Here is a 22531-nt window from a genome sequence, read left to right as displayed (position 1 = left end):
GCCGAGCGCGCATCCGATGGAGTGCTCACTCGGCGAACGGATGCTCACTCGGCAGTCGACGGTGTGCCGACCGCCCAGAGAGCCTGGGGAAGCCGGTCGTGCAGCACCCACTCCCCCACCCAGCGGTTCTTGTAGAGCACCGGGTTGTGGCTGGAGACAGTGCGGGCGTTGCGCCAGTGCCGGTCGAGGTGCGCTCCGCGCGCCGTGGCCGACGCCCCGAGGGCGTCGAACAGCCGCGAGGTGAGCTGCTGCACCGCGCCGGTCGCGAAAGACTGCACCTGCGCGGCCCGGATCTCGGCGAGCCCCGCCAACCGGCGCGCGCGGTCGACGGCCACCTCATCGCCGGGCCGATCGCGCGCCTCCAGCGCGGCCCCGTAGGCCTCCTCGATCGCCTCCGCGACGGCGGCGACAGTCGCGTCGACGGCGAAGGCGGATGCGGCGAGCTCGCCCAGTAGGGCCTGGATCTGCGCGTCGTCCTGCACGCGAGCCGCCGTGCCATGGCTGTAGACGCGGGATCGTGCGCGCACGGCGGCGGCCGCATCGGCGACGGCTGCGTGCGCGATCCCGGCCAGCACGGCCAGCAGCACAAGCTGGTAGAGCCCGGTCTGGTATGCGAACCGGTCGGCGACCGGGAGGACGTCCACGGGCTCCACGACAGCGTTCTCGAAGACGATGGTGCCCGTTCCGGTGAGGCGCTGGCCGAAGCCGTCCCAATCGTCGACGACCGTGACACCCGGCTGGTCGAGTCGCACCAGCGCCGCAACGTCCACGCCGTCGGAGAGGCGATGGGCGACGGTGTCGGTCCACTCGGCGAAGATACTGCCGGTCGTGTAGAACTTTCTGCCGTTCAGGCGAAGCACGCCGTCTGCATCCGTCGAGAGCTCCGCGCCCGCCCGCGACGTGGTCGAGCCGGCGGCCTCGCTCCAGGAGTTGCCGCTGATCTCGCCCCCGGCGATGCGCTCCCGCCACCGCCGCGCGAAGCCCGCATCCGTCGTCGTCAGCGTCTGCTCGACGAGCGCGATGTGGCCGCGCAGGATCTGCGGGATGTTGGCGTCGGCCGCGGCTATCGCCACGAGCAGCCGCGTGAAGGTGGGCCAGTCCAGCCCCAGCCCGCCGTCGGCGAGCGGCAGCCGGGCCCTCCCGAGCCCCGCTTCGCGGAGTGACGCGACGGCGTCGCGAGGAAGCTCGCGCGCGAGGTCGCGCCCTCCTGCGCCCTCGGCCACGGCGTCGACGATCGGACGGAACCGCGTCTCGATGTCTGCCGGCAGACGCGCCCAGAGCTGGTCGTCGATGTGCGTGCGGACACCGGCCGCCACGGATGCCGTGCTCATGTGTACAGGGAGATCGGCTGGACGACGCCCGTGAGGAAGTGCGCCCCCACCTCGAGCTTCTTGTAGTCGACCGGGTCGTGGAGGGAGTGGGTGCGGATGTTGCGCCAGTGCAGATCGAGGCCGACGCGGTTCGCCGTGGAGCTCGTTCCCGTGGCCTCGAAGACGCGGTGGGCGACGTCGGTCGCCGTGTCGCTGGCCACGACCTTCAGCTGCGCGATCTCGATCGCGATCTCGGCGCGGTCCTCGGCGGTGACGTCGGCACCCCGGGAGATGACCTCGTCGAAGCGCCGGTTGACGCGGTCGGCGAGCGCCTCGACCGCGGCGGTGCGCGAGACGAGCTCGCCGTACAGCCGCCGTACGAAGGGGTCGTCGCTGTAGGTCGCGACGCCCGAGAGGAACCACGAGTTGGCCCTCGCATTCGTCAGCTCGCGCGCCTGGGCGAGCGCGCCCTGCGCGATGCCGAGGTAGAGGTTTCCGAACACGAGCTGGATCGCGGGTGTCACGAAGCTCTGGATCGGCTCGTCCGTGCCGAATCCAAGGAGGTGCTCCGACTCCACCCGCACATCGCGATAGGTGACGGTGTTGCTCGCCGACAGCCGCTGGCCGAGGTTGTCCCAGTCGTCGACGAGCTCGACGCCGGGGTGCCCGTACGGCAAGACGAGGAAGGCGAACGCACCCGCATCCGGACCGTCCTCGACGACGGCGTTGATCAGCAACGCCTCGCCGACACCCGACCCGGTCGAGTACCGCTTGAAGCCGTTCAGCCGATAGCCGTCGCCGTCGACCGTGAGCGAGAGGTTCGGGTCGACGGGGTTCACCGAGTCGCCCCAGATCCAGCGCCCGGCGATCGTGGCGCGGAACCAGCGCTCGCGCTCCGCCGGCGGTGCGACGAGAGCGATGTTGGCCTCGTTCACGTAGTGGTAGCCGAGCACCTGTGCGATGGAGGCGTCGCTGCGCGCGAGGATGCGCACCGCGCGCAACGCGCTCTCCCAGTGGGCGCCGCCGCCCCCGTACTCGGCGGGATCAAGGAGAGTCGTGAGCTGCGCATCCTTCAGGAGCCGCGCTTCGGCGAACGGTTGTGCGTTCGCACGGTCGCGGGCGAGCGCGTCGAGGGCGAGGCGCTCGGCGACGGATGCGGCGACCGCATCCCAGTGGGCGAGTTCGGCCGCATCCGCGGTGCCGCGGAAGTGGGTGCGGGCGGGGGTGAGAGTCGGTGACGTCATGGCTGTTCCTTCTCAAGCGCGAGTGGAGACGAGGGATGCGGAGCTGTCGGCGGCGCTGGGGGCGCCCACGTACGCTCCGCGATACGCGTGGGCGGGATGCCACCCGGCGATGACGGGGTCGCCGGTGAGCCGCTCGCGGAGCGTTCCGCCGATCCGACCGCCGTCATCGAGGCGTCCGCGGCGGCGCAGCTCCGGAACGAGGAGCTCGACGATGTCCTCGAACGTGCCCGGCGTCACGACGTACGCGAGGTTGAACCCGTCGACGCCGCCGACCTCGATCCAGCGCTCGAGCTCGTCGGCGACGGTGGTGGGGCTGCCGACGATCACGGCGCCGATGCCCCCGATCCCGACGTACTCGGCGATGTCGCGCGGCGTCCACGCGCGTGTGGGATCCGCCTTCGTGAAGATCGAGAGGGCCGAGCGCGCCGCATCCGTGTCGACGTAGGTGAGCGGCTCGTCCGGATCGAGCGTGGACAGATCGATGCCCGACCAGCCGCCGTAGAGCGCGAGCGCTCCCTCCAGCGAGACGTAGGAGCGGTAGTCGGCGTACTTCTCCTGCGCCAGCTCGTCGGTCTCGGCGACGATCACCGTGGCGAGCGTGAGGATCTTCACCGAATCGCGGGGGCGGCCGATCGCCTCCGCCTTGTCACGGATGCTGTCGGTGGTGCGACGGGTCAGCTCCGGGGTGAGGCCGTTGATGAAGATGGCCTCGCCGTGCCGCGCGGCGAACTCCTGTCCGCGCGGCGACGCACCCGCCTGGAAGATCACGGGCGTGCGCTGAGGAGAGGGCTCGCCGAGGTGGATGCCGGGGACGTCGAAGTGGGTGCCGTGGTGGCGGATCGGGTGCACCTTCTCGGGGTCGGTGAAGACACCGGCCTCGCGGTCGCGCACGGCGGCGCCGTCCTCCCACGACCCCTCCCACAGCTTGTAGGCGACATCGAGGAACTCGTCGGCGATGCCGTAGCGGTCGTCGTGGGCGATCTGGTCGCCCAGGCCCAGGTTGCGTGCCGCGCTGTTGAGATACGACGTCACGACGTTCCAGCCCACGCGGCCGCCCGTGAAGTGATCGAGGGTGGTGAGCGTGCGCGCCAGCGAGTAGGGATGCTCGTACGTCGAGGCGATCGTCACGCCGAAGCCGAGCCGGTCGGTGACGGCGGCCATCGCGGGAATCTGCAGGAGCGGGTTGCCCACGGGGATCTGGGCGGCGTCGCGGAGCGCGGGTGCCGCGGAGTCCCGGTAGACGTCGTAGACCCCCAGCACATCGGCGAGGAAGATCGCGTGGAAGCCGCCGCGCTCGAGCAGCTGGGCGAGCTCGGTCCAGTACGCGAGCCGGTTGTACTCGTCGGCGCGGTTGTCCGGGTGACGCCAGAGCCCAGGGGCCTGGTGCGTGACGCAGCTCATCTCGAACGCGTTGAGGATGAGGGGCTTGCTCATCATCCGTCCTTCCTGCCGGCGGGCGCCGTACGGCCGGAAAACTAGCAGCGCGATTCGGGCCCGCCCACGTCGGTCCGACACACGCGTTCATGCGGCATCGCGCATGACGTTTCCTTACGATCCGCGGTGCACGCCCGCCGGCCCCCGTGCAGGATGGCGGACCGTGCGGTCCACAGCCCGCACTCTCCCCCACCCGAGAGGCCCGTCATGTCCGTTTCCTCCCACCGCATCCTGCGCCGGCTCGCCGTCCCCGCAACGCTCGCGGTCACCGCCCTCGCCCTCGCATCCTGCGCGGGCGGATCCGCTGCGGCGGACGGCGGCGACAAAGAGCTCACCGTCCTGCTGATCTCGTCGCACGAGGGCGCGTCGAAGCTGCTCGCCGAGCGCTACGAGGCCGAGACAGGGATCAAGATCAACCCCGTCATCGTGCCCTACGACGAGATCGGCAACACCCTCGCACTCGATCAGCAGTCGGGCGCGAACACGATCGACGTCGCCGCGCCCTGGTACGTGTCGATCGGCGACCTGGCCGATGCCGGCGCCATCCAGGACCTCACCGACTGGATCGACAGCGACGCCGACCTGAAGACCGACGATTTCATCCCCTCGATCTACGATCCGTACAGCCTGGTCGATGGCCGCCGGTACGGGCTCCCGTTCGACGGCGACACGCACGTGCTGTTCTACAACAAGGAGATCCTGGCGCGGAACGGCTTCACCCAGCCGCCCGCCACCTGGGACGAGTACATCGAGCAGTCCCGCACGATCACCGCGAACGAGAGCGCGAACGGCGTCTACGGCAACGTGATCTTCGGTCAGAAGTCGCCGCTCATCCTCGGCGCCAGCTTCGCGAACCGTCTCGCGGGCTTCGGCGGCGAGTTCGTCGACGCCGACGGCAAGCCCGTCATCAACTCCCCCGAGGCGATCGCCGCCGCCCAGTCGCTCGCCGACGCCCTGCCCTCCGCTTACCCCACCCCCGCCGAGACCGCCTTCGGCGAGGGCAACTCGGCCTGGTACGCGGGGCACGCGGCCTTCATCGAGAACTGGACCGACCTCGGGGTGGGGTCCGAGACCAACCCCGACTCCACGGTCAAGGGCGAGTGGGGCGTGACGCTGCTGCCGGTCGGCGGCGACAACACGACCTCCCGCGCCTCCCTCGTCGCGGGCTTCACATGGGTGGTCGCCGCGAACACCCAGAAGACGGATCTCGCACGCGACTTCATCGCCTGGGCGTCATCCAGCGACGTCAACAAGGAGCTCCTCGTCGCGGATCCCCAGACGGGTATCGATCCCAACCGGATCTCCTCGCTCGAGAGCGAGGCCTACGGCACCGCATACCCCGACCTGCAGCGCGTGAACCGCGCCACGCTCGACGGCGCGCTCGCCTGGCCGACCGGAAAGAACGCCACGCAGGCCGCGGAGGTGCTGACGGACGAGTTGGCCAAGCTGGTCGCGGGCGAGGTCACCGCCAAGGAAGCCCTCGACGCCACCCAGGCGGAGTGGGAAGAGCTCCTTGGCTGACGCTCTCACGCCCGCGCGCCCGCGCCGCACCCCTCGGGGGCCGGCGTGGGCGCACCGCGCGCTCGTGGCACCCAGCGTTCTAGCCCTCGTCGTGCTGGGCGTGTACCCGCTGCTGTTCATCCTCGGCGCGGCGTTCACCGATTCCTCGCTCGGCCGGCCGTTCCAGGAGTGGGTGGGCACCGAGACCATCGAGAAGGTGCTCGGGGATGCGGACGCGGTCGCGACCCTCGGTCGCACCCTCGTGTACACCCTCGGGGTGTCGGCGGTGAGCCTCGCGCTCGGCGTCGTGGCTGCGCTCGCGCTTCACGGCGCGGTGCGCAGCGGCTCCCTCGTGCGCACGCTCCTGCTGCTGCCGCTCATCACACCGCCGGTCATCGTCGGAACGCTGTGGAAGCTCGTCTACAACCCCGGCGGCGGGCTCCTCGCGACCGTGCTCGGGTTCTTCGGCGCTCCCCGCGACGCGATCGCCCCGCTCTCCTCCACCACGTGGGCCCTGCCCGGCATCGCCCTCGCGGATGTGTGGGAGTGGACGCCGCTGGTCGCCCTGCTCGTGTTCACGGCGCTGCTCGCACAGGACGCCCAGACGCTCGAGGCGGCGCGCCTGGACGGCGCGCACGGGTTCGCCCTCTTCCGGCACATCACGCTCCCGGCGATCTCGGGCGTGGTCGCGGCGGCGTTCTTCATCCGCCTCGTGCTGGCGTTCAAGGTCTTCGACCTCGTCTTCATGATGACCTCGGGAGGTCCGGGGCAGGCCACGACCACGACGTCCTACCTGATCTACCAGGCGGCCCTGCGCGAGTTCGACCTCGGCAAGGCCGCCGTCATCACCCTGCTGCTCGCCGTCCTCGTGACCGTCGCCACCCTTCCCTTCGCCCTCGTGGCGCGCAGATTGCAGGCCAACCATGAGTGAGCTCCTCGTCTCCCGGCGTCCGCGTGCGTCTCGGCGCAGCATCCTGTCCACCGTCGTGCTCGCAGCTCTCGTGCTGTTCTTCGTGGTGCCGCTGCTGTACCTGGTGTCGGTATCGCTCATGGGCCGCAACGAGACGGGTCAGGGCGTGCTGATCCCTGCGGTGCCGCAGTTCTCGAACTGGACCGAGGTGCTCACGCAGTCGGACCTGCTGCGCGGCATCGCGAACTCCCTGATCGCCGCGGTCGGAGGCGCCGTCGTCTCCCTGCTGATCGCCCTGCCGGGAGCCTGGGCGATGGTGCGCTTCCGCACCGGCGGCGCGACGCTGGCGGGCACGATCATGAGCCCGTGGCTGCTGCCGCCGATCGTCGCCGTCGTGCCGCTGTTCACCCTGCTGCGCCTGCTCGGCGCGAACAACACGCTGTGGGGACTCACCCTGGTCTATGCGCTGGTCAACGTGCCCGTCGCGATCTGGCTGCTGGAAGGGTTCCTCCGCAAACTCCCGATCGAGATCGAGGAGGCGGCGAGGATCGACGGCGCCGGCTCGCTGCGCGTCCTGGTGTCGGTCGTCGCCCCGCTGGTCGCTCCCGCGCTCGTCGCGGTGGGCATCATCGCCGGGGTACTGAACTACAACGAGTTCCTGCTCGCGACCTTCCTGACCCAGTCGCCGGATGCCCGGACCCTGCCCGTGGTGCTCTCGCTGTTCTACGGGGAGCGCACCCCTCACGTCGGCAAGATCGCGGCCGCATCCGTCATCGGGGTGATCCCCGTCTTCGCGGCCGCCGTGTTCCTGCAGCGGTGGCTCGTCGGAGGCCTCACCTCCGGCGCGGTGCGCTGACGCGTTCCTCGCTGCGCTCCGGCCCGCCGATGCTCAGGCGAACGGGTTCGGGGTCAGCGTGTACTTGGTCTGGAGGTACTCGTGTATGCCTTCGGCCCCGCCCTCGCGGCCGAGGCCGGAGGACTTCCACCCGCCGAAGGGCCCGGCCGCGTTGGAGACGACACCCATGTTGAGCCCCATCATCCCGGTCTCGAGGCGCTCGATCATGCGCTGACCGCGGGCGAGGTTCTCGGTGAAGACGTAGGACACCAGTCCGTACTCGGTCGCGTTGGCGAGCGCGACCGCCTCGTCCTCGGTGTCGAAGGGGACGATCGCCAGCACCGGCCCGAAGATCTCCTCACGCAGGATGTCGCTTCCCGCCGCGACGTCGGAAACGACCGTCGGCTCGAAGAAGGTGCCCTCGCCCTGGATCGTCGACCCGCCGGTGCGCACGCTCGCACCGCGCGAGACCGCATCCGACACCAGAGCCGCAGCCTTCGCGACGGCGCGGTCGTCGATGAGCGGACCGATCGCCACGCCCTCCTCTGTGCCGCGGCCGACCCTCATCGCCTGCACCCGTTCGGTGACGCGGCGAGTGAACTCCTCTACGACGCTGCGGTGCACGAGGAAGCGGTTCGCGGCGGTGCACGCCTGCCCGATGTTGCGGAACTTCGCCGCCATCGCGCCCTCCACGGCCTTGTCGAGGTCGGCATCGTCGAAGACGAGGAAGGGCGCGTTGCCGCCGAGCTCCATCGAGGTGCGGAGCACGCCGCCGGCTGCCTGCTCGAGCAGCTTCACACCGACCGGCGTCGAGCCCGTGAACGACAGCTTGCGCAGGCGCGGGTCGCGGATGATCGGCTCCGACACGGCGCCGGAATGCGACGTGGTGATCACGTTGACCACGCCATCGGGCAGACCCGCATCCTGCAGCAGCTGGGCGAAGTAGAGCGTCGTCAGCGGGGTGAGCTCGGCCGGCTTGATGACCACCGTGCACCCGGCGGCGAGCGCGGGGGCGATCTTGCGCGTCGCCATCGCGAGCGGGAAGTTCCAGGGGGTGATGAGGTAGCACGGCCCGACCGGGTGCTGCGAGACGATCATGCGGCCGGTGCCCTCGGGGTTGGCGCCATACCGCCCCTGCACGTGGGCGGCCTCTTCGCTGAACCACCGCAGGAACTCGCCCCCGTAGACGACCTCGCCACGAGCCTCCGCGAGCGGCTTGCCCATCTCGATCGTCATGAGCAGCGCGAACTCCTCCTTGCGCTCCTGCAGCAGGTCGAACGCACGGCGAAGGAGCTCCGCCCGCTCACGCGCCGGGGTCCGTGACCACGACTCGAACGCGTCGACGGCCGCATCCAGTGCTGCGGCGCCGTCTTCCACCGTCGCGCTCGCGATCGTCTTCACGACCGCGTTGGTGGAGGGGTCGCGCACGTCGAGCGTCCGGGCGTCGGATGCGTCGCGCCACGCGCCGCCGATGAACAGCTGCGAGCGGACGCGGGCGAGCAGGTCGGTCTCGGTGAGTGCGGTCATCTCGGCTCTCCTCGGTTGGGTCATCCCGCCGTCGGGACCTGCCCATTCTCATCCGCCGCGGAGCCCCGAGCATTCGCCCGCACGGCGCGCCCCCGCATCCGGACTCGCCGCCGCGTACAGACCTCCGGCGCTGCCATCCGCGTCGCCGGTCGGAGATTCGGGCCGACGTCGGAGGATCCGGCGCGCATCCGCCGACGGGACGCGCATTCTCCGACGGTCGCATACAGACACCACGTGTCAACTGGTTGACTCACTCGGTGTCAACTGGTTGACTCAGGATGTGGCCGACCGGATCTCCTTCACCCTGCACGAGCTCGTCGCGACCATCGACGCGTTCGCGGATGCACGTCTGCGCAGCGGCTACGGGATCTCGATCGGCGACTTCATCTACCTCGCCACGATCGCCGATCAGCAACCGCTCGATCTGACCTCCCTGGCGCGGTGCCTCATGGTCACCAAGGCCGCGGTCAGCAAGCGGATGCCGCATCTCGCCGAGGCGGGGTGGATACGCACCTCGAACGGTCCGGGGCGCCGCATCCTCGTCGGCCTGACGGATGCGGGCGCGAGCCTCGTCGAGCGCGCCGGGGGTGAGCTCGACGGCGAATTCATGAGTCTCTTCGACGATCCGCGCCTGATCGACACCGGAGTCGATCGCGCTGTGCTCGCCCGTCAGCTGGAGGTGCTGACGGAGCTCGTCCAAGAGAAGGAGACCCCGTGAGCACCAGGATCGTCGTCATCGTCGGCACTCCGCTGCCCGACACCCTCAACCACGCCCTCGCGAGTTCGTACGCGGATGCGGCCCGTGCCGCGGGCGCGGAGGTCCGCGTGATCGACCTCGCGGCCGAAGAGGCTCCCGCGCATCCGCGCACGCCCGGCGAGGTGCGGATGCCCCGCACGTCCGACGACGCACCGCTGGATGCGGTCGCGGCGCGAGCGATCGAGGACATCGCGTGGGCCGAGCATCTCGTGTTCTTCTTCCCGCAGTGGTGGGGTACGTACCCCGGCGCCCTCAAGGTCTTCATCGACCGCGTGTTCCTGTCGGGGTTCGCGTTCCGCTATCGCCCGACCGGCCCCCTGTGGGACAAGCTGCTCACCGGCCGCACCGCCCGCATCGTCATGACGATGGACTCGCCCCGCGTGTGGAACGCCGTCGTGTACCGTCACGCCGCGGAGACGAGTCTGCGAAACGCGGTACTCGGCTACTGCGGCGTGCGCACGATCGGGGTGACCCGCTTCGACCAGGTGCGCCACCGCAGCGACGAGACGCGTCGGGCCTGGATCGCCCAGGCGGGCCGGCTGGGCGCGCAAGATGCGGAGCGCCCAGTCCGACGCCGCACACCCGCGGGCTCGGGGGCCGGGGCCGGAGCCGGTGCGGGGGCCGGCGCCGGCGTCTGACCGGCCTGGGCGCTCGCTCGGTCGGAGATTCGCGCGAATGTCGGAGGATGCGGCGCGGATCCTCCGACATTGCGCACATTCTCCGACCGGCGCGGGGCGCGCACCCGAGCACGCGGCACGACTCAGCCCGGCAGGTGCCGGCAGATCCAGCCGCCGCCCTCCTCGCGCACGTACTCGAGGCGGCGGCTCGCGGCGGTGGGGTGCGACGTCCAGAACAGCAGGCGCCGCGGACGCACCGCGTAGCCGATCCAGCCGTCGGGCTGCGTCGGATGCGGGTTCGCCGCAGCGAATGCGGCCCACTGCCGCTCCCGGCGCGCACGCGGCTGGCGGGCGTACTCCGCTGTGTTGAGCCACGCGAGCTGGCGCAGGTAGTCGGAGCGGCCGGCGTAGGCGCGCGCGATCTCGTCCTCCTCCGCCACGGCGGCGGTCCCCTGCACGACGAGCTGGTGCGTGAAGCCGGGCCACAGCACGGTCAACGCGACCCGCGGGTTGAGGCTGAGGTCCCGCACCTTCCGGCTCGCCGCATCCGTGTGGAAGAAGAAGCGCTCCCCGTCGAACTCCGTCAGCATGACGGTGCGCGCGCGGGGGAAGCCGTCCTCGTCGACCGTGGAGAGCGTCATCAACGCGCGCTCCTCACCGTCGCCGGGCAGCCACGACGCCGCGAGCGCGAGCGGATCGCGCGGCGGATCGTCGGCGTGCACCGGGTCGGTGGCCACGTCGATGCGCGGTACCCGGAGGGCGACGATGTCGGATGCGGGAGGGTCGGTCATGCGAACTCGAATCCGTCGATCTCGATGAGCGCCTCCGCCACGAAGTCCACGCCGGCCTCGAAGATCCGACGCCCGTCCTCGGCGTTCGCGCCGGTGGGATCCCCGATCACGCCGTCGGCGCCGAAGTCGTCGCTCGTCCATCCGAACATCACGGGCTTGGCGTTGAAGCCGATGTGGGTCAGCCCCGCGACGCGCTCGGGCACATTGCGTGGCGGAAGCTCCTCCGCCACGAGGTGCGGCGCGAGGTGCATCACGACCGACGTCTCCCCCCAACCGGCATGGATGCCCTGACCGAGCTCGTCGGGCCGGCCGTCGCGTCCGTCGCCCGCGACGCCCGCACCCGAGCCCATGGAGAACGAGCGCAGCCCGAATCGGCGGCGGAGCTCCCTGTTGACCCAGCCGAGCAGCATGACGTTACCGCCGTGTCCGTTGACGAAGGCGACCGTACGCACCGGCGTCTGCGCGATGGAGCGGCCTATCTCGATGAGCTGCTGCAGCAGGGTCGTCCCCTCCATCCAGAGGGTTCCGGGCGCCCAGTAGTGCTCATCGGACTTCGCGTACGCGAGCGTCGGGAGCAGCCACGCATCCACCCCCTGCGCGGCGACGCGCGCGACGGCGGCGGTGGCGACCGCCTCGGCGATCAGGGTGTCGGTGCGCAGCGGCAGGTGCGGACCGTGGTGCTCGATCGCCCCGATCGGCACGACGGCGATCGATCGGTCGCTTGTGGCCGCGACCAGTGCCGGCCCGGAGAGGTCGTCCCATCGCCTCGTCGCCGCCGTCATCGGATCGCCCCCTTGGTCGGGCCGGCGTAGTCGGGGTTGAGCTTGCCCGGGTTCAGCAGGCCCTGCGGGTCGGTCTGCCGCGCGAGCTCCACCGTCTCGGCGAGGCGGAAGTCGACGTTCCACTGGTGCGGGTTGTGCACGCCGACGCCCAGTTCACCGAGCCGTTCGATGCCGGCGTAGACGGCCTCCGGGCTCTCGTAGACGCCCGCCAGCATCCCGATCGGAACGGTGTGGCCCGCCTCGATGTGCAGCCGGCCGCCGGGGTAGACGGCGTGCACCTCGTCGATGCGCTCCACCAGCGCGTCACCGGACACCTCGACGTGGAAGTACACGCCCGGCTCGGACTTCTGCAGCCATTCGATCGGGTGGTTGTAGCTGAGCACGGAGATGGCGGCACTGACGCCCGGCCCCTCGCGTACATCCTCGATCCGCCCGCCGGCCTGCTCGATGAGGGCGATCGCGTCGTCGAGGATGCCGGCGTCGGCGATCATGCGCAGTGAGCTGCGCCGCGCGGGAAACGCCTCGTCGGGCGGCAGCTGGGCGGTGATGTGCGGGGTGTCGGCCGACACCAGCCGCGGCGCCGGCGTCATCCGGCCGAGCGTCCGCAGCACGGACAGGGCGCCGGAGAAGTCGGGGAAGGAGGCGTAGAGGCCACGCCAGTCCTGCAGCGGTTCGAGGCGCACGGTGGCGCGGGCGATGATGCCCGCGGTGCCGTAGTTGTGCACGAATCCCTGCGCTTCGTCGCCCTCCACGTGTCGCAGGGCGCCGCCGGATGCGGGCGTGGCGACGTCGAGCGCGAGCACGAACCCCATGTCGTTCGAGCCGTGGGCGATGGTTCCCGTTCCACCGGAGCCGCCCGCGAGGAATCCGCCGATCGTGGTGTGCACGGTCGACGGGTACATCCACAGCTGCTGGCCGGCCGCGCGGGCGGCGGCCTCGAGCGCGTTCAGGGGCGCACCCGCATCCGCCGTGATCCAGCCGTCGCCCACCTCGACGATCGTGCGGGCGCGCGAGGTGTCGAGCACGAGTCCGCCCGACATGGGGATCGCCTGACCGTAGTTGCCGGTCCCCTTGCCGCGTGGCGTGATGGCCACACCGTGACGTGCGGCGAGGCCGACGACGTCCGCGATCTCCTGAGCGGTCGTCGGGAAAGCGACCAGGTCGGCGATCCCCAACGGCAGCAGCTCGGCGATGATCGGCGACATCCGCGCACCGTCGACGGATGCCTTCTCGCGCTGGCGCATGTCGCTGGAGACGCCGCGCGGACCCAGCAGATCGCGCAGCTCCGCCTCGAGGGCGACGTAATCGGGTGCGGTCATAGGAATCCTCCTTCGCGTGCATCTCCCGACGAAGGAGCGCGACGAGCCGGGTGATGAGTCACTCGCCGCGCAGAGGCCGTGGCCCGCGATCATCATGCGCCGCTCATGTTTCGCGCACGCAACACGCGGTTTGCGATCAGGGGGCGGCGACCCAGCCCTCGGTCGCGGTGGCCGCCACGATGCGCCCACCGCGGATCACGAGGCGATCCGCCGGCGCTTCAGCGATCGCCTGCACGAGCGAGTCCGCGCGCACGGCGAGCAGATCGGCGCGGGCGCCGACCGCGACTCCCGCTTCGGGCAGCCCCATGACCTCCCTCGCACCGGCGGACACCGCGGTGTACGCCTCGTCGGCGGTGAGGTGCGCGGCGACGATGAGGAGCATCGCGGTCTCCAGCGCGTCACCGCGGCCGAGCGGGTTGAACGGGTCGCGCACGTTGTCGGCGCCGGCGGCGAACCGCGCACCCGCGGCCAGCAGCGCCCGGGCAGGCGCGATGCCGCGGGGCGTCGCCACGGGGACACCCCACCCCTGCAACGACAGGTTGGTGATGGGGTTGGCGATGATTCCCACGCCCGACGCGACGACCTCGGCGATGACCGCGTCACGCGCGGGCTCGTCCAGGGTGCCCAGTCGCACACAGTGCCCCGCGGAGCGGTTCTGCGGCCATCCGCGGGTGCGTCGGGCGTAGGCGTCGAGGGTCACGGCGGCCGCGAGCCCCTCATCCGTGTGCAGGTCGACGGGAACGCCTCGGCGCTCGGCGACATCGAGCAGGCGGCGGAGGTCGGCGAGCGGATCATCGGCGAGGTGCGAGGCCCCTCCGACGGCATCGGCACCCGCATCCAGTGCCGCCTCCAGGTGCGCGGTCGGCACGTCGGGGCCGGCGAGGGCGACGATCTCGATGTCCACGAGTGCGGCCAGCTCCTCCCGCACCGCCACGAGCGCCTCCACACCCCGCAGGGGCTCATCTCCCAGCAGCACGTCGACGTGCGTGCGGATGGCGGTGGTGCCGTTGCGGAGCATCCGGAGCACCTGCGCGCGAGCCCGCGCGGCCGCGTCCGCCACCGTCATCGTCTCGGCGTAGACCCGCCACGCCGAGATCGCGGCGCGGAGATCGCCCATGGGCGAGCGGATGGCGTCCCAGCTGAGCGCCTTGTCGAGGTGCGCGTGCGGCTCTGCGGCCGCGGGAAGGAGCATGTATCCGGAGAGGTCGCGCGCACCGGCTGCGGGCACGGGGGCCGCCGGCGACACGGCGGCGACACGGCCGTCCTCGATCACGACGTCGACGCGGGAACCGTCCGCGAGTGTGGCCCCCGCGATCCGATCGATCATCGTGGACTGCGGCGACTCGGTCATGGTGCTGCCTCTCCGGCGCCGTCCGGCACCAGCGCCGACCGTATCCGGCGCGCGTTTCCCGCCGGTAACGCGTCTCTCGTCATCTGCTCGTCATACGGGCCGATTAGCGTGGCGCGCTGTGAGTTACTTCAGCGACGTCGAACGCGATCTCGTCGTGGTGGAGCGCACCGCGCTCGCCGACGACATCGTCGCCTTCGACCTGGCGTCTCCGAACGGGCGCGATCTGCCCGCGTGGACCCCCGGATCCCACCTCGACGTGATCCTTCCGGATGCCGACGGCACCGGCCCGGTGGAGCGCCAGTACTCGCTGTGCGGCGACACGGCGGAGCGCGGGCGATGGCGCATCGCGGTGCTGCGCGAGACGGGCGGGCGCGGCGGATCCGTGCGCGTGCACGACGAGCTCGCGGTCGGCACGCGTGTGCGCGTGCGCGGACCCCGCAATCACTTCCCGTTCGAGGTCTCCCCCGGCACGCGCTATCGGTTCGTGGCGGGCGGGATCGGCATCACGGCGATCCGAGCGATGGCCGCCGCGGCCGAGACCGCCGGCGCGGAGTGGGAGCTGGATTACGCGGGGCGCTCACGCGCCAACATGGCGTTCGCCGCGGAACTCTCTGAGACGTACGGCGACCGCGTGCGCATCCACGCCGGCGACGAGGGCGCCCGCCTCGACATCGACGCACTGGCCGCATCCGTCGACGAACGCACGGCCGTGTTCGCGTGCGGCCCGAAGCGGATGCTGGACGCGCTGGATGCGGGTGTGGACGAGCGTGCGCTGCACGTCGAGCGGTTCGAGGCCAAGGAGTTCGGGGCGCCGGTGTGGCCGGACCCGTTCGAGGTGGAACTGGCCATGAGCGGCGATGTCGTCGTGGTCGCTCCCGAGCAGTCGGTGCTCGACGCGATCCGCGAGCAGTCACCCGACACACTCGTGCTGTCGAGCTGCCGCCGCGGCACATGCGGCACGTGCGAAGTGCCGGTGCTCGAGGGGGACATCGAGCACCGCGACTCGGTGCTCACCCCGATCGAGCAGCGTGACTCGACCGTCATGATGGTCTGCGTCTCGCGGGCGGCGTGCGAACGGATCGTGCTCGATCTCTGAGCGCGCGGACGCTGCTCAGCGGCCGACCCGCGTGCGCAGCCGGTCGACGATCTCGCGCTCGTCACCCTGCACGAGACGGTAGTCGCGCACGACCACACGCCCCGCGACGATCACGTGCCGGGGCCTGCGTCCGGGGGCGGTCCAGAGCAGTCCCGCCACGGGGTCCGCGACACCCGCATCCGCCACCGTGTCCACGTCCCAGACGCACACGTCCGCCGCCGCTCCCGGCCTCAGGTGACCCAGCTCGGGCCGGCCGAGCCCTGCCGCCGCCCCGGCGGTCGCCATCTCCAGGACGTCTCGCGCGTCGAGCTGCGGACCCACGAGCGCCGACACCTGCAGGGCCAGCCGCGCGTCGGCCAGCAGGTGTCCGGCGTCGTTGGACCCGCCGCCGGAGGTGCCGAGTCCGACGCGGATGCCGGCGTCGCGCATCCGCGTGACGGGCGCGATGCCCCATCCCATCGGCACGTCGCAACCGGGGGCGTGCGTCGCGGTGACCCCCGCCGCAGCCAGGCGGTCGATCTCAGCGTCGGTCACATCGCAGAGGTGCGCGATCGTGACATCGGGTGCGACCCAGCCCCACTCCTCCAGGAGGTCCAGGGGCCGCCGGCCGTAGCGCTCCAATGCGATCTGGGTGTCGACCTGCTCGTTCGCCTGCGTGCGACGGCGAAGTCCGTACTCGCGCGCGACTGCACCCAGCGCCCGGAATGTGTCCTCACCATCGGAGTGCACGCCCGCGGGCCCCACCGCGAGCTGCAGCATGCCGTCGGCGCACACCCCGCCCGCATCCGGCGTGAGGAAGTGGGCGGCGATGGCGCTCGCGCTCGCCTCCGCCGCCTCCGGAGCGTCTCGGGCCGAGCCCCGCACGAAGACGAGCCTGGCGCCGAGTTCGGCGGCCGCATCCGCCACCGACCGGGCGATCGCGACCGTGTCGTCGACGGGATGCGGCGAGCGCGCCGGGTCCGGCCAGTTGAGCTGGTGATCCGCCACCGTCGTCACCCCGCTCAGCAGCGACTCCGCGACGCCCGCGGCCGCCGTGGCCCCGGTGAGGGACGCGTCGATGCCGGCGTCGGCGTAGGCGGCCGCCATCGCCGGCAGCCAGTCCCGCATCGGCACGCCGCGGGTTGCGGGCAGCGTGCGGAAGCCGGTCTGCAGGAGATGGTGGTGCGCATTGATCAGTCCCGGCGTCACGACGCAGCCGGACGCATCGAGCTGCTCGCCCATCGCCTCGGCCGGCGCGGACGCCGACACCACTCCGCCGTCGAGCACGAGGTCGCCGTCCCGCTCGGTCTGACGATCGATGAGGATGCGGCGTGCGCCGCGCAGGGTGAGCATGGCCCGATCGTCTCAGCCCGAGATCACCGGCACGTTACCGCGGGCGCGCGTGCACAGCTCCGCCACGAACCGCTCCTGGACCGTCTCCATCCGCCGGAGCCCGCAGCATCGGCTGAGTTGCGTCGCGACTGAGCTGTGCCGTGGCAGGTCAGAGCCCCGCCGCGCGCTCCGCGGCCTCGACGACGTTCGTGAGCAGCAGGGCCACCGTCATCGGGCCCACGCCGCCGGGGTTCGGCGACACGTACCCGGCGACCTCCACGACGTCGGGGTGCACATCGCCGTAGACGATGCTCTTGCCCGTCTCCGGATGCGTCTCGCGCGTCACGCCGACATCCAGCACCGCCACCCCCGCGCGCAGGTGCTCGGCGCGCACGAGGTGCTTGACGCCGGCGGCCGCGACGACGACGTCCGCCTGCGCGAGGTGGAACGGGAGATCCGTCGTGCCGGTGTGGGTCAGGGTCACCGTGGCATTGATGTCGCGGCGTGTCAGCAGGAGCCCGATCGAGCGGCCGATGGTCACGCCACGACCGACGACGACGACGTGCTTGCCCGCCAGGTCGTAGCCGTTGCGCTGCAGAAGCTCGATCACACCGCGCGGCGTGCACGGCAGCGGCGAGGTGATCGGCGTGTTCACGTTCAACACCAGGCGGCCGAGGTTGGTCGGGTGCAGGCCGTCCGCATCCTTATCGGGGTCGATCCGTTCGAGGATGCGATCCGTGTCGAGGTGCTGGGGCAGCGGCAGCTGCACGATGTAGCCGTGGCAGGTCGGGTCGGCGTTGAGCTCGTCGATCAACGCTTCGACGTCTTCCTGCGTGGCATCCGCGGGCAGCTCACGCTGGATCGAGTTCATCCCGATCGCGACGGATTGCTTGTGCTTCATTCCCACATACAGCTGCGAGGCGGGGTCCGCCCCCACCAGCACCGTGGCGATGCCGGGAACCACTCCCCGCTCGGCGAGCGCCGCCACGCGCGCGGTGAGCTCTTCCTTGATCGCGGCCGCGGTGCGGACGCCGTCGAGTGTGATCGCGGTCATTGTCGTCTCCTCTTCGAGCCCGCCCCGAACACGCGCCGGCCTGCGCGAGGAGCGCAGCGTCGCGACCGAGGGTACTCAATCACTATGCACGTAGGGATACGGATGCGGCAACACCCGGTGCTGCCGCATCCGTTCCGATCACTGCTGCAGGTCGGGGTACAGCGGGAACGCGGCGGTCAGCGCGGCGACGCGCGTGCGCAGCGCCGCGACGTCGGCGCCGGGAAGCAGCGCGAGCGCGATGATGTCGGCGACCTCGGTGAACTCGGCGTCACCGAAACCGCGGGTCGCGAGCGCCGGCGTGCCGATGCGCAGACCTGAGGTGACCATCGGCGGACGCGGGTCGTTGGGCACCGCGTTGCGGTTGACCGTGATGTGGATGTCGTGCAGGAGGTCCTCGGCCTGCTTGCCGTCGATGGCCGCCTCGCGGAGATCGACGAGAACCAGGTGCACGTCGGTGCCGCCCGAGCGCACCGCGATGCCCGCATCCTTCACGTCCTGCTGCGCGAGCCGGTCGGCGAGGATCGCCGCGCCGCGGACCGTGCGCTCCTGGCGCTCCTTGAACTCGGGGGTCGCCGCGAGCTTGAACGCGGTCGCCTTGGCGGCGATCACGTGCATGAGCGGACCGCCCTGCTGGCCCGGGAAGACCGCGGTGTTGATCTTCTTCGCGAGATCCTCGTCGTTCGTGAGGATGAAGCCTGAGCGGGGGCCACCGATCGTCTTGTGCACGGTCGAGGAGACGACGTGCGCGTGCGGAACGGGGTTCGGGTGCACACCCGCGGCAACGAGGCCGGCGAAGTGCGCCATGTCGACCCAGAGGTACGCACCGACCTCGTCGGCGATCTCACGGAAACGCGCGAAGTCGAGCTGGCGCGGGTACGCGGACCAGCCGGCGATGATGACTTTCGGCTTGTGCTCGACGGCGAGGCGGTGCACCTCGTCCATGTCGATGACACTGGTCTCGGGGTCGACGCCGTAGGCGACGATGTTGTAGAGCCGGCCGGAGAAGTTGATCTTCATGCCGTGCGTGAGGTGACCGCCCTGGTCGAGCGAGAGACCCAGCAGCGTGTCGCCAGGACGGGCGATCGCGTGCAGCACCGCCGCGTTGGCGGAGGCACCGGAGTGCGGCTGCACGTTGGCGAAGCCGGCACCGAAGAGGGACCGGGCGCGGGCGATCGCGAGCTCCTCGGCGACGTCCACCTCTTCGCAGCCACCGTAGTAGCGGCGGCCGGGGTAGCCCTCGGCGTACTTGTTGGTGAGCACGGAGCCCTGCGACTGCAGCACCGAGACGGGCACGAAGTTCTCGGACGCGATCATCTCGAGGTAGCCGCGCTGACGCTCGAGTTCGCGCTCGAGCACCTGGGCGATCTCGGGGTCGACCTCTGAGAGGGGGGCGTTGAAGTACGGGTCGGTCATGACTCTCCCTGACGACGGTTTCGGACAGATGGGTTCCGTATCGGCCCAGGCGTACGGCCGAATACCGTGTCGGTCGCTCCCCGGTGGTCATCCACCTCAACGCCAGTCGCGACGGCATCGAGCATACCGGACGCGGACGCGAGGCACACCTGAACGCCCGGCACCGCCGCGGCGAACACATGGTGCACCGGAGGCGGGTTTGTTAAGGTTCCTTACATGTCAACCGGCCTGGTTCCGCGACCGGCGTCCGTCGCCCTCGGCGACGGCGCGTTCTCGGTCACGGAGGCGGTTTCGATCACCGGCGAGGCGGATGCGGTCGCTCTCCTGGTCGGACGACTGCGCCGCCGCACGGGACTGTCACCGGTCACCGCTCCGGATGCCCGCATCCGCCTGCGCATCGATCGCGACGGCGCGGCGGAGTCGTACCGGCTTCGGATCGATGCGGACGCGGTGGAGCTCACCGCATCCGATGCCGCGGGCCTGCAGCACGGCGTCCACACGCTGCTGCAGTTGCTGGCACCGACCCGGCAGGGCTGGGTGTGGCCCGCCGCGGTGATCGACGACGCACCGCGGTTCGCCCACCGCGGGCTGATGCTCGACGTCGCCCGGCACTTCTTCGCCGTCGACGTCGTCGAGCGCCTCCTCGATCGGATGGCGGAGCTCAAGCTCAACGTGCTGCACCTGCACCTCAGCGACGATCAGGGGTGGCGACTCGCGCTCGATTCGCGACCGCGGCTGGCCGAGCACGCCTCGGACTCGGCGGCCCTGGGCGATGCGGGCGGCTGCTACTCGCGCGCCGACTGGCAGCGGATCCTGGATGCGGCGGCCTCGCGTCACATCACGGTGATCCCCGAGTTCGACGTGCCGGGGCACACGCACGCCGTGGGGCTCGCGTACCCCGAGATCGCCCAGGCTCCCGTCGTCAGCGCCGAGTTGGAGGAGACGGCCGCGCAGTTCGGCGGCGGTCTGCCCGTCGCGGGGCAGGCGTACACGGGCTTCGGCGTGGGCTTCTCGTCGCTGCGCATCGGCGATGCGGAGACGAGCGCATTCCTGCGCGACGTGTTCACCGAGCTGGCCGCGCTGACGCCGGGATCCTTCCTCCACATCGGCGGCGACGAGGCCCTCGGCACGTCGCGCGACGACTACGACCAGGCGATCGCGGAGGTCACCGCGCTCGTGGCGTCGCTCGGCAAAACCCCCGTCGCCTGGCACGAAGCGGGCAGCGCCGCGCACCTCACGGCCGGCACGATCGGGCAGTACTGGGGCTTCCTGCACCCCGTAGACGGCGCCGACGAGAAGGCCCGCGGCTTCGTCGAGCGCGGCGGACGCCTCATCTTCTCCCCCGCCGACGCGGTGTACCTCGACATGAAGGACAGCGCCGACTGTCCCCTCGGGCTCACGTGGGCGAACGGTCCGACGCCGCTGCGCCGTGCCTACGACTGGGAGCCGAGCGAGGTCGTCTCCGGCATCCGCGAGGACCAGATCCTCGGCGTCGAGGCGGCGCTGTGGACCGAGACGATCCGCACGGAGGAGGACATCCAACAGATGGCGTTCCCGCGCCTCGCCGCGGCCGCCGAGGTGGCGTGGTCGACGGGTGCATCCCGGTCGTGGGAGAGCTTCCGCCAGCGTCTGGCGGATCTCGCGACCCGGTGGGATGCCGATGGGCTCGCCTACGGCCGGATCGACGGCGTGCCGTGGCGGTGAGCGTGATCGTCCACTCGGTACGGATCGTCGACGGCGGCCGCGAGACGCCGGACGGCTGGGTGCGGTGGGAGGTGGGCCGCATCACGCATCGGGGCACGGGCGACGGCTGGCGCGAACATTCCAACGACGTGGTGGTCGATGGGCGCGCCGAGGCGGGCTCCGACGCGGTGCTCACCCCCGGATTCATCGACCTGCACGGGCATGGCGGCGGCGGCCACTCCTACGAGGACGGACCGGATGCGGTCCGCGCCGCGCGGGCGCTGCACCGCGCGCACGGCACGACTCGCGCCGTCCTCTCGCTCGCGACCGCGACGCTCGGCGACCTCGTGGAGCGGCTGGAGACGATCGCGGGCTGGCCCGCACCGACCCCGACATCCTCGGCTCCCATCTGGAGGGTCCCTTCCTCGCACCGAGTCACCGGGGGGCACACGCCGGCGACCTGCTGCGCGCCCCCGACCCCGAGACGCTCGACATGCTGTTGGCGGCCGGCGACGGGACGGTGCGCCAGGTGACGCTCGCGCCCGAGCTTCCCGGCGGCCTCGACGCCGTTCGGCGGATCGTCGCGGCGGGCGTCGTCGCCGCCGTCGGTCACACCGCAGCCGACGCCTCCCTCGCCGCCGAGGCGTTCGATGCGGGAGCGACGGTGCTCACCCACGCCTTCAACGCGATGCCCGGGCTCCACCACCGCTTCCCGGGCCGGTGGGGGCGGCGCTCGCGGACGACCGCGTCGTGCTGGAGATCATCGCCGACGGTGTGCACCTGCATCCGGACATCGTGCGGATCGCCGCATCCGCCGCCGCGGGGCGCGTCGCGCTCGTGACCGACGCGATGGCCGCCGCCGGTGCCGCCGACGGCGACTACCGCCTGGGTGCACTGGACGTCGAGGTCGCCGACGGCGTCGCACATGTGGCCGGCACCGACACGATCGCCGGTTCCACGCTGACGCAGGATGCGGCGCTGCGCGTCGCGGTGACGGCGGGGGTGGCGCTGCCCGCCGCCGTGCACGCGCTCACCGAGACGCCCGCGCGCGTGCTGGGGCTCGATCATCTCGGAGCACTGGAGTCCGGCCGCCTCGCCGACGCGGTGCTGCTGACCGCCGACCTCCGCGTCGCCGGGGTGTGGCTGGCCGGCGAACCCGTCTGAGGCCGCCGGGTGCTCCCCCGAAACTGCATCCTCGTCACGAGATCACGGTGTTTACTCGTGATCTCGTGCGGGAGATGGGCCCACGCAGCCGGAGGCTCCGCGTCCGCGCAGCGGGCGTAGAGGGGCTGTGGGGACAGTCTCGCGCCCGGAGGCACCGCATCCGCGCAGCGGGCGCGGACGCGGTGCGGTGCCGGTCTCGCGGGCAAGGGGCCCGCCGGGCTTCGCGCTGGGCGCCCGCGGGTCTGATGGGTTGTAACGCGTGTTTCGAGACCATAGTGCTGTCTTGATAGCGCTCGGCTTTCCGCTGCTTGACAGCGCCCGTGCGACGAGGACGCAGGTAACCCCAGCCTCAAGAGTGATCGCATCGTCGAAGCACTCAACGAAATCGATATAGACCTGCTGGAGTGCTCACCGACTGCGTTGTGGCATCGGT

At 71.2% G+C, this 22531-nt stretch carries 18 protein-coding genes, 1 pseudogene and 1 riboswitch; of the genes and pseudogenes, 8 read left to right on the top strand and 11 right to left on the bottom strand.

Annotated features, from left to right (window positions below):
• Nucleotides 1-44: 44 nt before the first annotated feature.
• From AC1VNH_RS14930 to AC1VNH_RS14920, 3 genes are read right to left on the bottom strand one after another with little or no spacing between them, the layout of a single operon-like run.
• The gene (locus AC1VNH_RS14930; RefSeq protein ID WP_483112298.1) at nucleotides 45-1331 is read right to left on the bottom strand and encodes an acyl-CoA dehydrogenase family protein; all 1287 of its coding nucleotides are present in this window, start codon (nucleotides 1329-1331) and stop codon (nucleotides 45-47) included.
• Nucleotides 1328-2554 carry an acyl-CoA dehydrogenase family protein gene (locus AC1VNH_RS14925; RefSeq protein ID WP_483112297.1) on the bottom strand — a complete coding sequence of 409 codons (1227 nt, stop codon included), beginning with the start codon at nucleotides 2552-2554 and terminating at the stop codon, nucleotides 1328-1330. The genes AC1VNH_RS14930 and AC1VNH_RS14925 overlap by 4 nt, the downstream gene beginning before the upstream one ends.
• Before the next feature lie 12 nt (nucleotides 2555-2566).
• Nucleotides 2567-3988 carry an LLM class flavin-dependent oxidoreductase gene (locus AC1VNH_RS14920; RefSeq protein ID WP_483112296.1) on the bottom strand — a complete coding sequence of 474 codons (1422 nt, stop codon included), beginning with the start codon at nucleotides 3986-3988 and terminating at the stop codon, nucleotides 2567-2569.
• Nucleotides 3989-4195: 207 nt separating this feature from the next.
• On the opposite strand from AC1VNH_RS14920, the gene AC1VNH_RS14915 reads away from it, so the two are divergent.
• Genes AC1VNH_RS14915 through AC1VNH_RS14905 form a run of 3 tightly spaced genes read left to right on the top strand, consistent with a single transcriptional unit; the run spans nucleotide 4196 to nucleotide 7254 of the window.
• Complete coding sequence (locus tag AC1VNH_RS14915) at nucleotides 4196-5509, top strand: ABC transporter substrate-binding protein (RefSeq protein WP_483112295.1); 1314 nt, start codon at nucleotides 4196-4198, stop codon at nucleotides 5507-5509.
• Complete coding sequence (locus tag AC1VNH_RS14910) at nucleotides 5502-6419, top strand: carbohydrate ABC transporter permease (protein WP_483112294.1); 918 nt, start codon at nucleotides 5502-5504, stop codon at nucleotides 6417-6419. The genes AC1VNH_RS14915 and AC1VNH_RS14910 overlap by 8 nt, the downstream gene beginning before the upstream one ends.
• Nucleotides 6412-7254: a carbohydrate ABC transporter permease gene (locus tag AC1VNH_RS14905; protein ID WP_483112292.1), complete on the top strand. Its 843-nt coding sequence runs from the start codon at nucleotides 6412-6414 to the stop codon at nucleotides 7252-7254. The genes AC1VNH_RS14910 and AC1VNH_RS14905 overlap by 8 nt, the downstream gene beginning before the upstream one ends.
• Before the next feature lie 33 nt (nucleotides 7255-7287).
• Here the strand turns inward: AC1VNH_RS14905 and AC1VNH_RS14900 are convergent, their stop codons facing one another.
• Nucleotides 7288-8760 carry an NAD-dependent succinate-semialdehyde dehydrogenase gene (locus AC1VNH_RS14900; RefSeq protein ID WP_483112291.1) on the bottom strand — a complete coding sequence of 491 codons (1473 nt, stop codon included), beginning with the start codon at nucleotides 8758-8760 and terminating at the stop codon, nucleotides 7288-7290.
• Between the two features lie 280 nt (nucleotides 8761-9040).
• Here AC1VNH_RS14900 and AC1VNH_RS14895 point away from each other — a divergent pair, with 280 nt between their 5' ends.
• Both AC1VNH_RS14895 and AC1VNH_RS14890 read left to right on the top strand, forming a co-directional pair.
• Nucleotides 9041-9478, top strand: coding sequence for a MarR family winged helix-turn-helix transcriptional regulator (locus AC1VNH_RS14895; protein ID WP_483112289.1), 438 nt, complete (start codon nucleotides 9041-9043; stop codon nucleotides 9476-9478).
• Complete coding sequence (locus AC1VNH_RS14890) at nucleotides 9475-10155, top strand: NAD(P)H-dependent oxidoreductase (protein WP_483112287.1); 681 nt, start codon at nucleotides 9475-9477, stop codon at nucleotides 10153-10155. The genes AC1VNH_RS14895 and AC1VNH_RS14890 overlap by 4 nt, the downstream gene beginning before the upstream one ends.
• Nucleotides 10156-10277: 122 nt before the next feature.
• Here the strand turns inward: AC1VNH_RS14890 and AC1VNH_RS14885 are convergent, their stop codons facing one another.
• The 4 genes from AC1VNH_RS14885 to AC1VNH_RS14870 form a co-directional block, all read right to left on the bottom strand.
• Nucleotides 10278-10925: a pyridoxamine 5'-phosphate oxidase family protein gene (locus AC1VNH_RS14885; RefSeq protein ID WP_483112286.1), complete on the bottom strand. Its 648-nt coding sequence runs from the start codon at nucleotides 10923-10925 to the stop codon at nucleotides 10278-10280.
• A complete protein-coding gene (locus AC1VNH_RS14880; protein WP_483112285.1) occupies nucleotides 10922-11707 on the bottom strand; it encodes a creatininase family protein in 786 nt (261 codons plus the stop codon). Before AC1VNH_RS14880 ends, AC1VNH_RS14885 begins: the two co-directional genes overlap by 4 nt.
• Nucleotides 11704-13026: an FAD-binding oxidoreductase gene (locus AC1VNH_RS14875; protein ID WP_483112283.1), complete on the bottom strand. Its 1323-nt coding sequence runs from the start codon at nucleotides 13024-13026 to the stop codon at nucleotides 11704-11706. The genes AC1VNH_RS14880 and AC1VNH_RS14875 overlap by 4 nt, the downstream gene beginning before the upstream one ends.
• A gap of 136 nt (nucleotides 13027-13162) precedes the next feature.
• On the bottom strand, nucleotides 13163-14377 hold the full coding sequence (locus tag AC1VNH_RS14870; RefSeq protein ID WP_483112282.1) for an amidohydrolase family protein: 1215 nt from the start codon (nucleotides 14375-14377) through the stop codon (nucleotides 13163-13165).
• A gap of 118 nt (nucleotides 14378-14495) precedes the next feature.
• On the opposite strand from AC1VNH_RS14870, the gene AC1VNH_RS14865 reads away from it, so the two are divergent.
• Entirely contained in the window at nucleotides 14496-15473 is a 978-nt protein-coding gene (locus AC1VNH_RS14865; RefSeq protein WP_483112281.1) for a PDR/VanB family oxidoreductase, read from the top strand.
• 15 nt (nucleotides 15474-15488) lie between these two features.
• Here AC1VNH_RS14865 and AC1VNH_RS14860 read toward each other — a convergent pair whose 3' ends face one another.
• From AC1VNH_RS14860 to glyA, 3 genes are all read right to left on the bottom strand, one after another.
• Nucleotides 15489-16805 (bottom strand): amidohydrolase family protein, encoded by a 1317-nt coding sequence (locus tag AC1VNH_RS14860; RefSeq protein WP_483112280.1) that lies wholly within the window; start codon nucleotides 16803-16805, stop codon nucleotides 15489-15491.
• Between the two features lie 148 nt (nucleotides 16806-16953).
• Nucleotides 16954-17838 carry a bifunctional methylenetetrahydrofolate dehydrogenase/methenyltetrahydrofolate cyclohydrolase gene (locus AC1VNH_RS14855; RefSeq protein WP_483112279.1) on the bottom strand — a complete coding sequence of 295 codons (885 nt, stop codon included), beginning with the start codon at nucleotides 17836-17838 and terminating at the stop codon, nucleotides 16954-16956.
• 138 nt (nucleotides 17839-17976) lie between these two features.
• A complete protein-coding gene (glyA, locus tag AC1VNH_RS14850) occupies nucleotides 17977-19251 on the bottom strand; it encodes a serine hydroxymethyltransferase (protein WP_483112278.1) in 1275 nt (424 codons plus the stop codon).
• 36 nt (nucleotides 19252-19287) lie between these two features.
• Nucleotides 19288-19371, bottom strand: a riboswitch (ZMP/ZTP riboswitch).
• 96 nt (nucleotides 19372-19467) lie between these two features.
• Here glyA and AC1VNH_RS14845 point away from each other — a divergent pair.
• Both AC1VNH_RS14845 and nagA read left to right on the top strand, forming a co-directional pair.
• The gene (locus AC1VNH_RS14845; protein WP_483112276.1) at nucleotides 19468-20955 is read left to right on the top strand and encodes a family 20 glycosylhydrolase; all 1488 of its coding nucleotides are present in this window, start codon (nucleotides 19468-19470) and stop codon (nucleotides 20953-20955) included.
• Nucleotides 20952-22098 (top strand): annotated as a pseudogene (nagA, locus tag AC1VNH_RS14840) (N-acetylglucosamine-6-phosphate deacetylase). The gene AC1VNH_RS14845 and the pseudogene nagA overlap by 4 nt, the downstream one beginning before the upstream one ends.
• Nucleotides 22099-22531: the final 433 nt, after the last annotated feature.

The organism is Microbacterium sp. KU4F (genome assembly GCF_056868075.1).
Note: the sequence above shows the minus strand (reverse complement) of the source record. Positions and strands in the feature narration are given on the sequence as shown.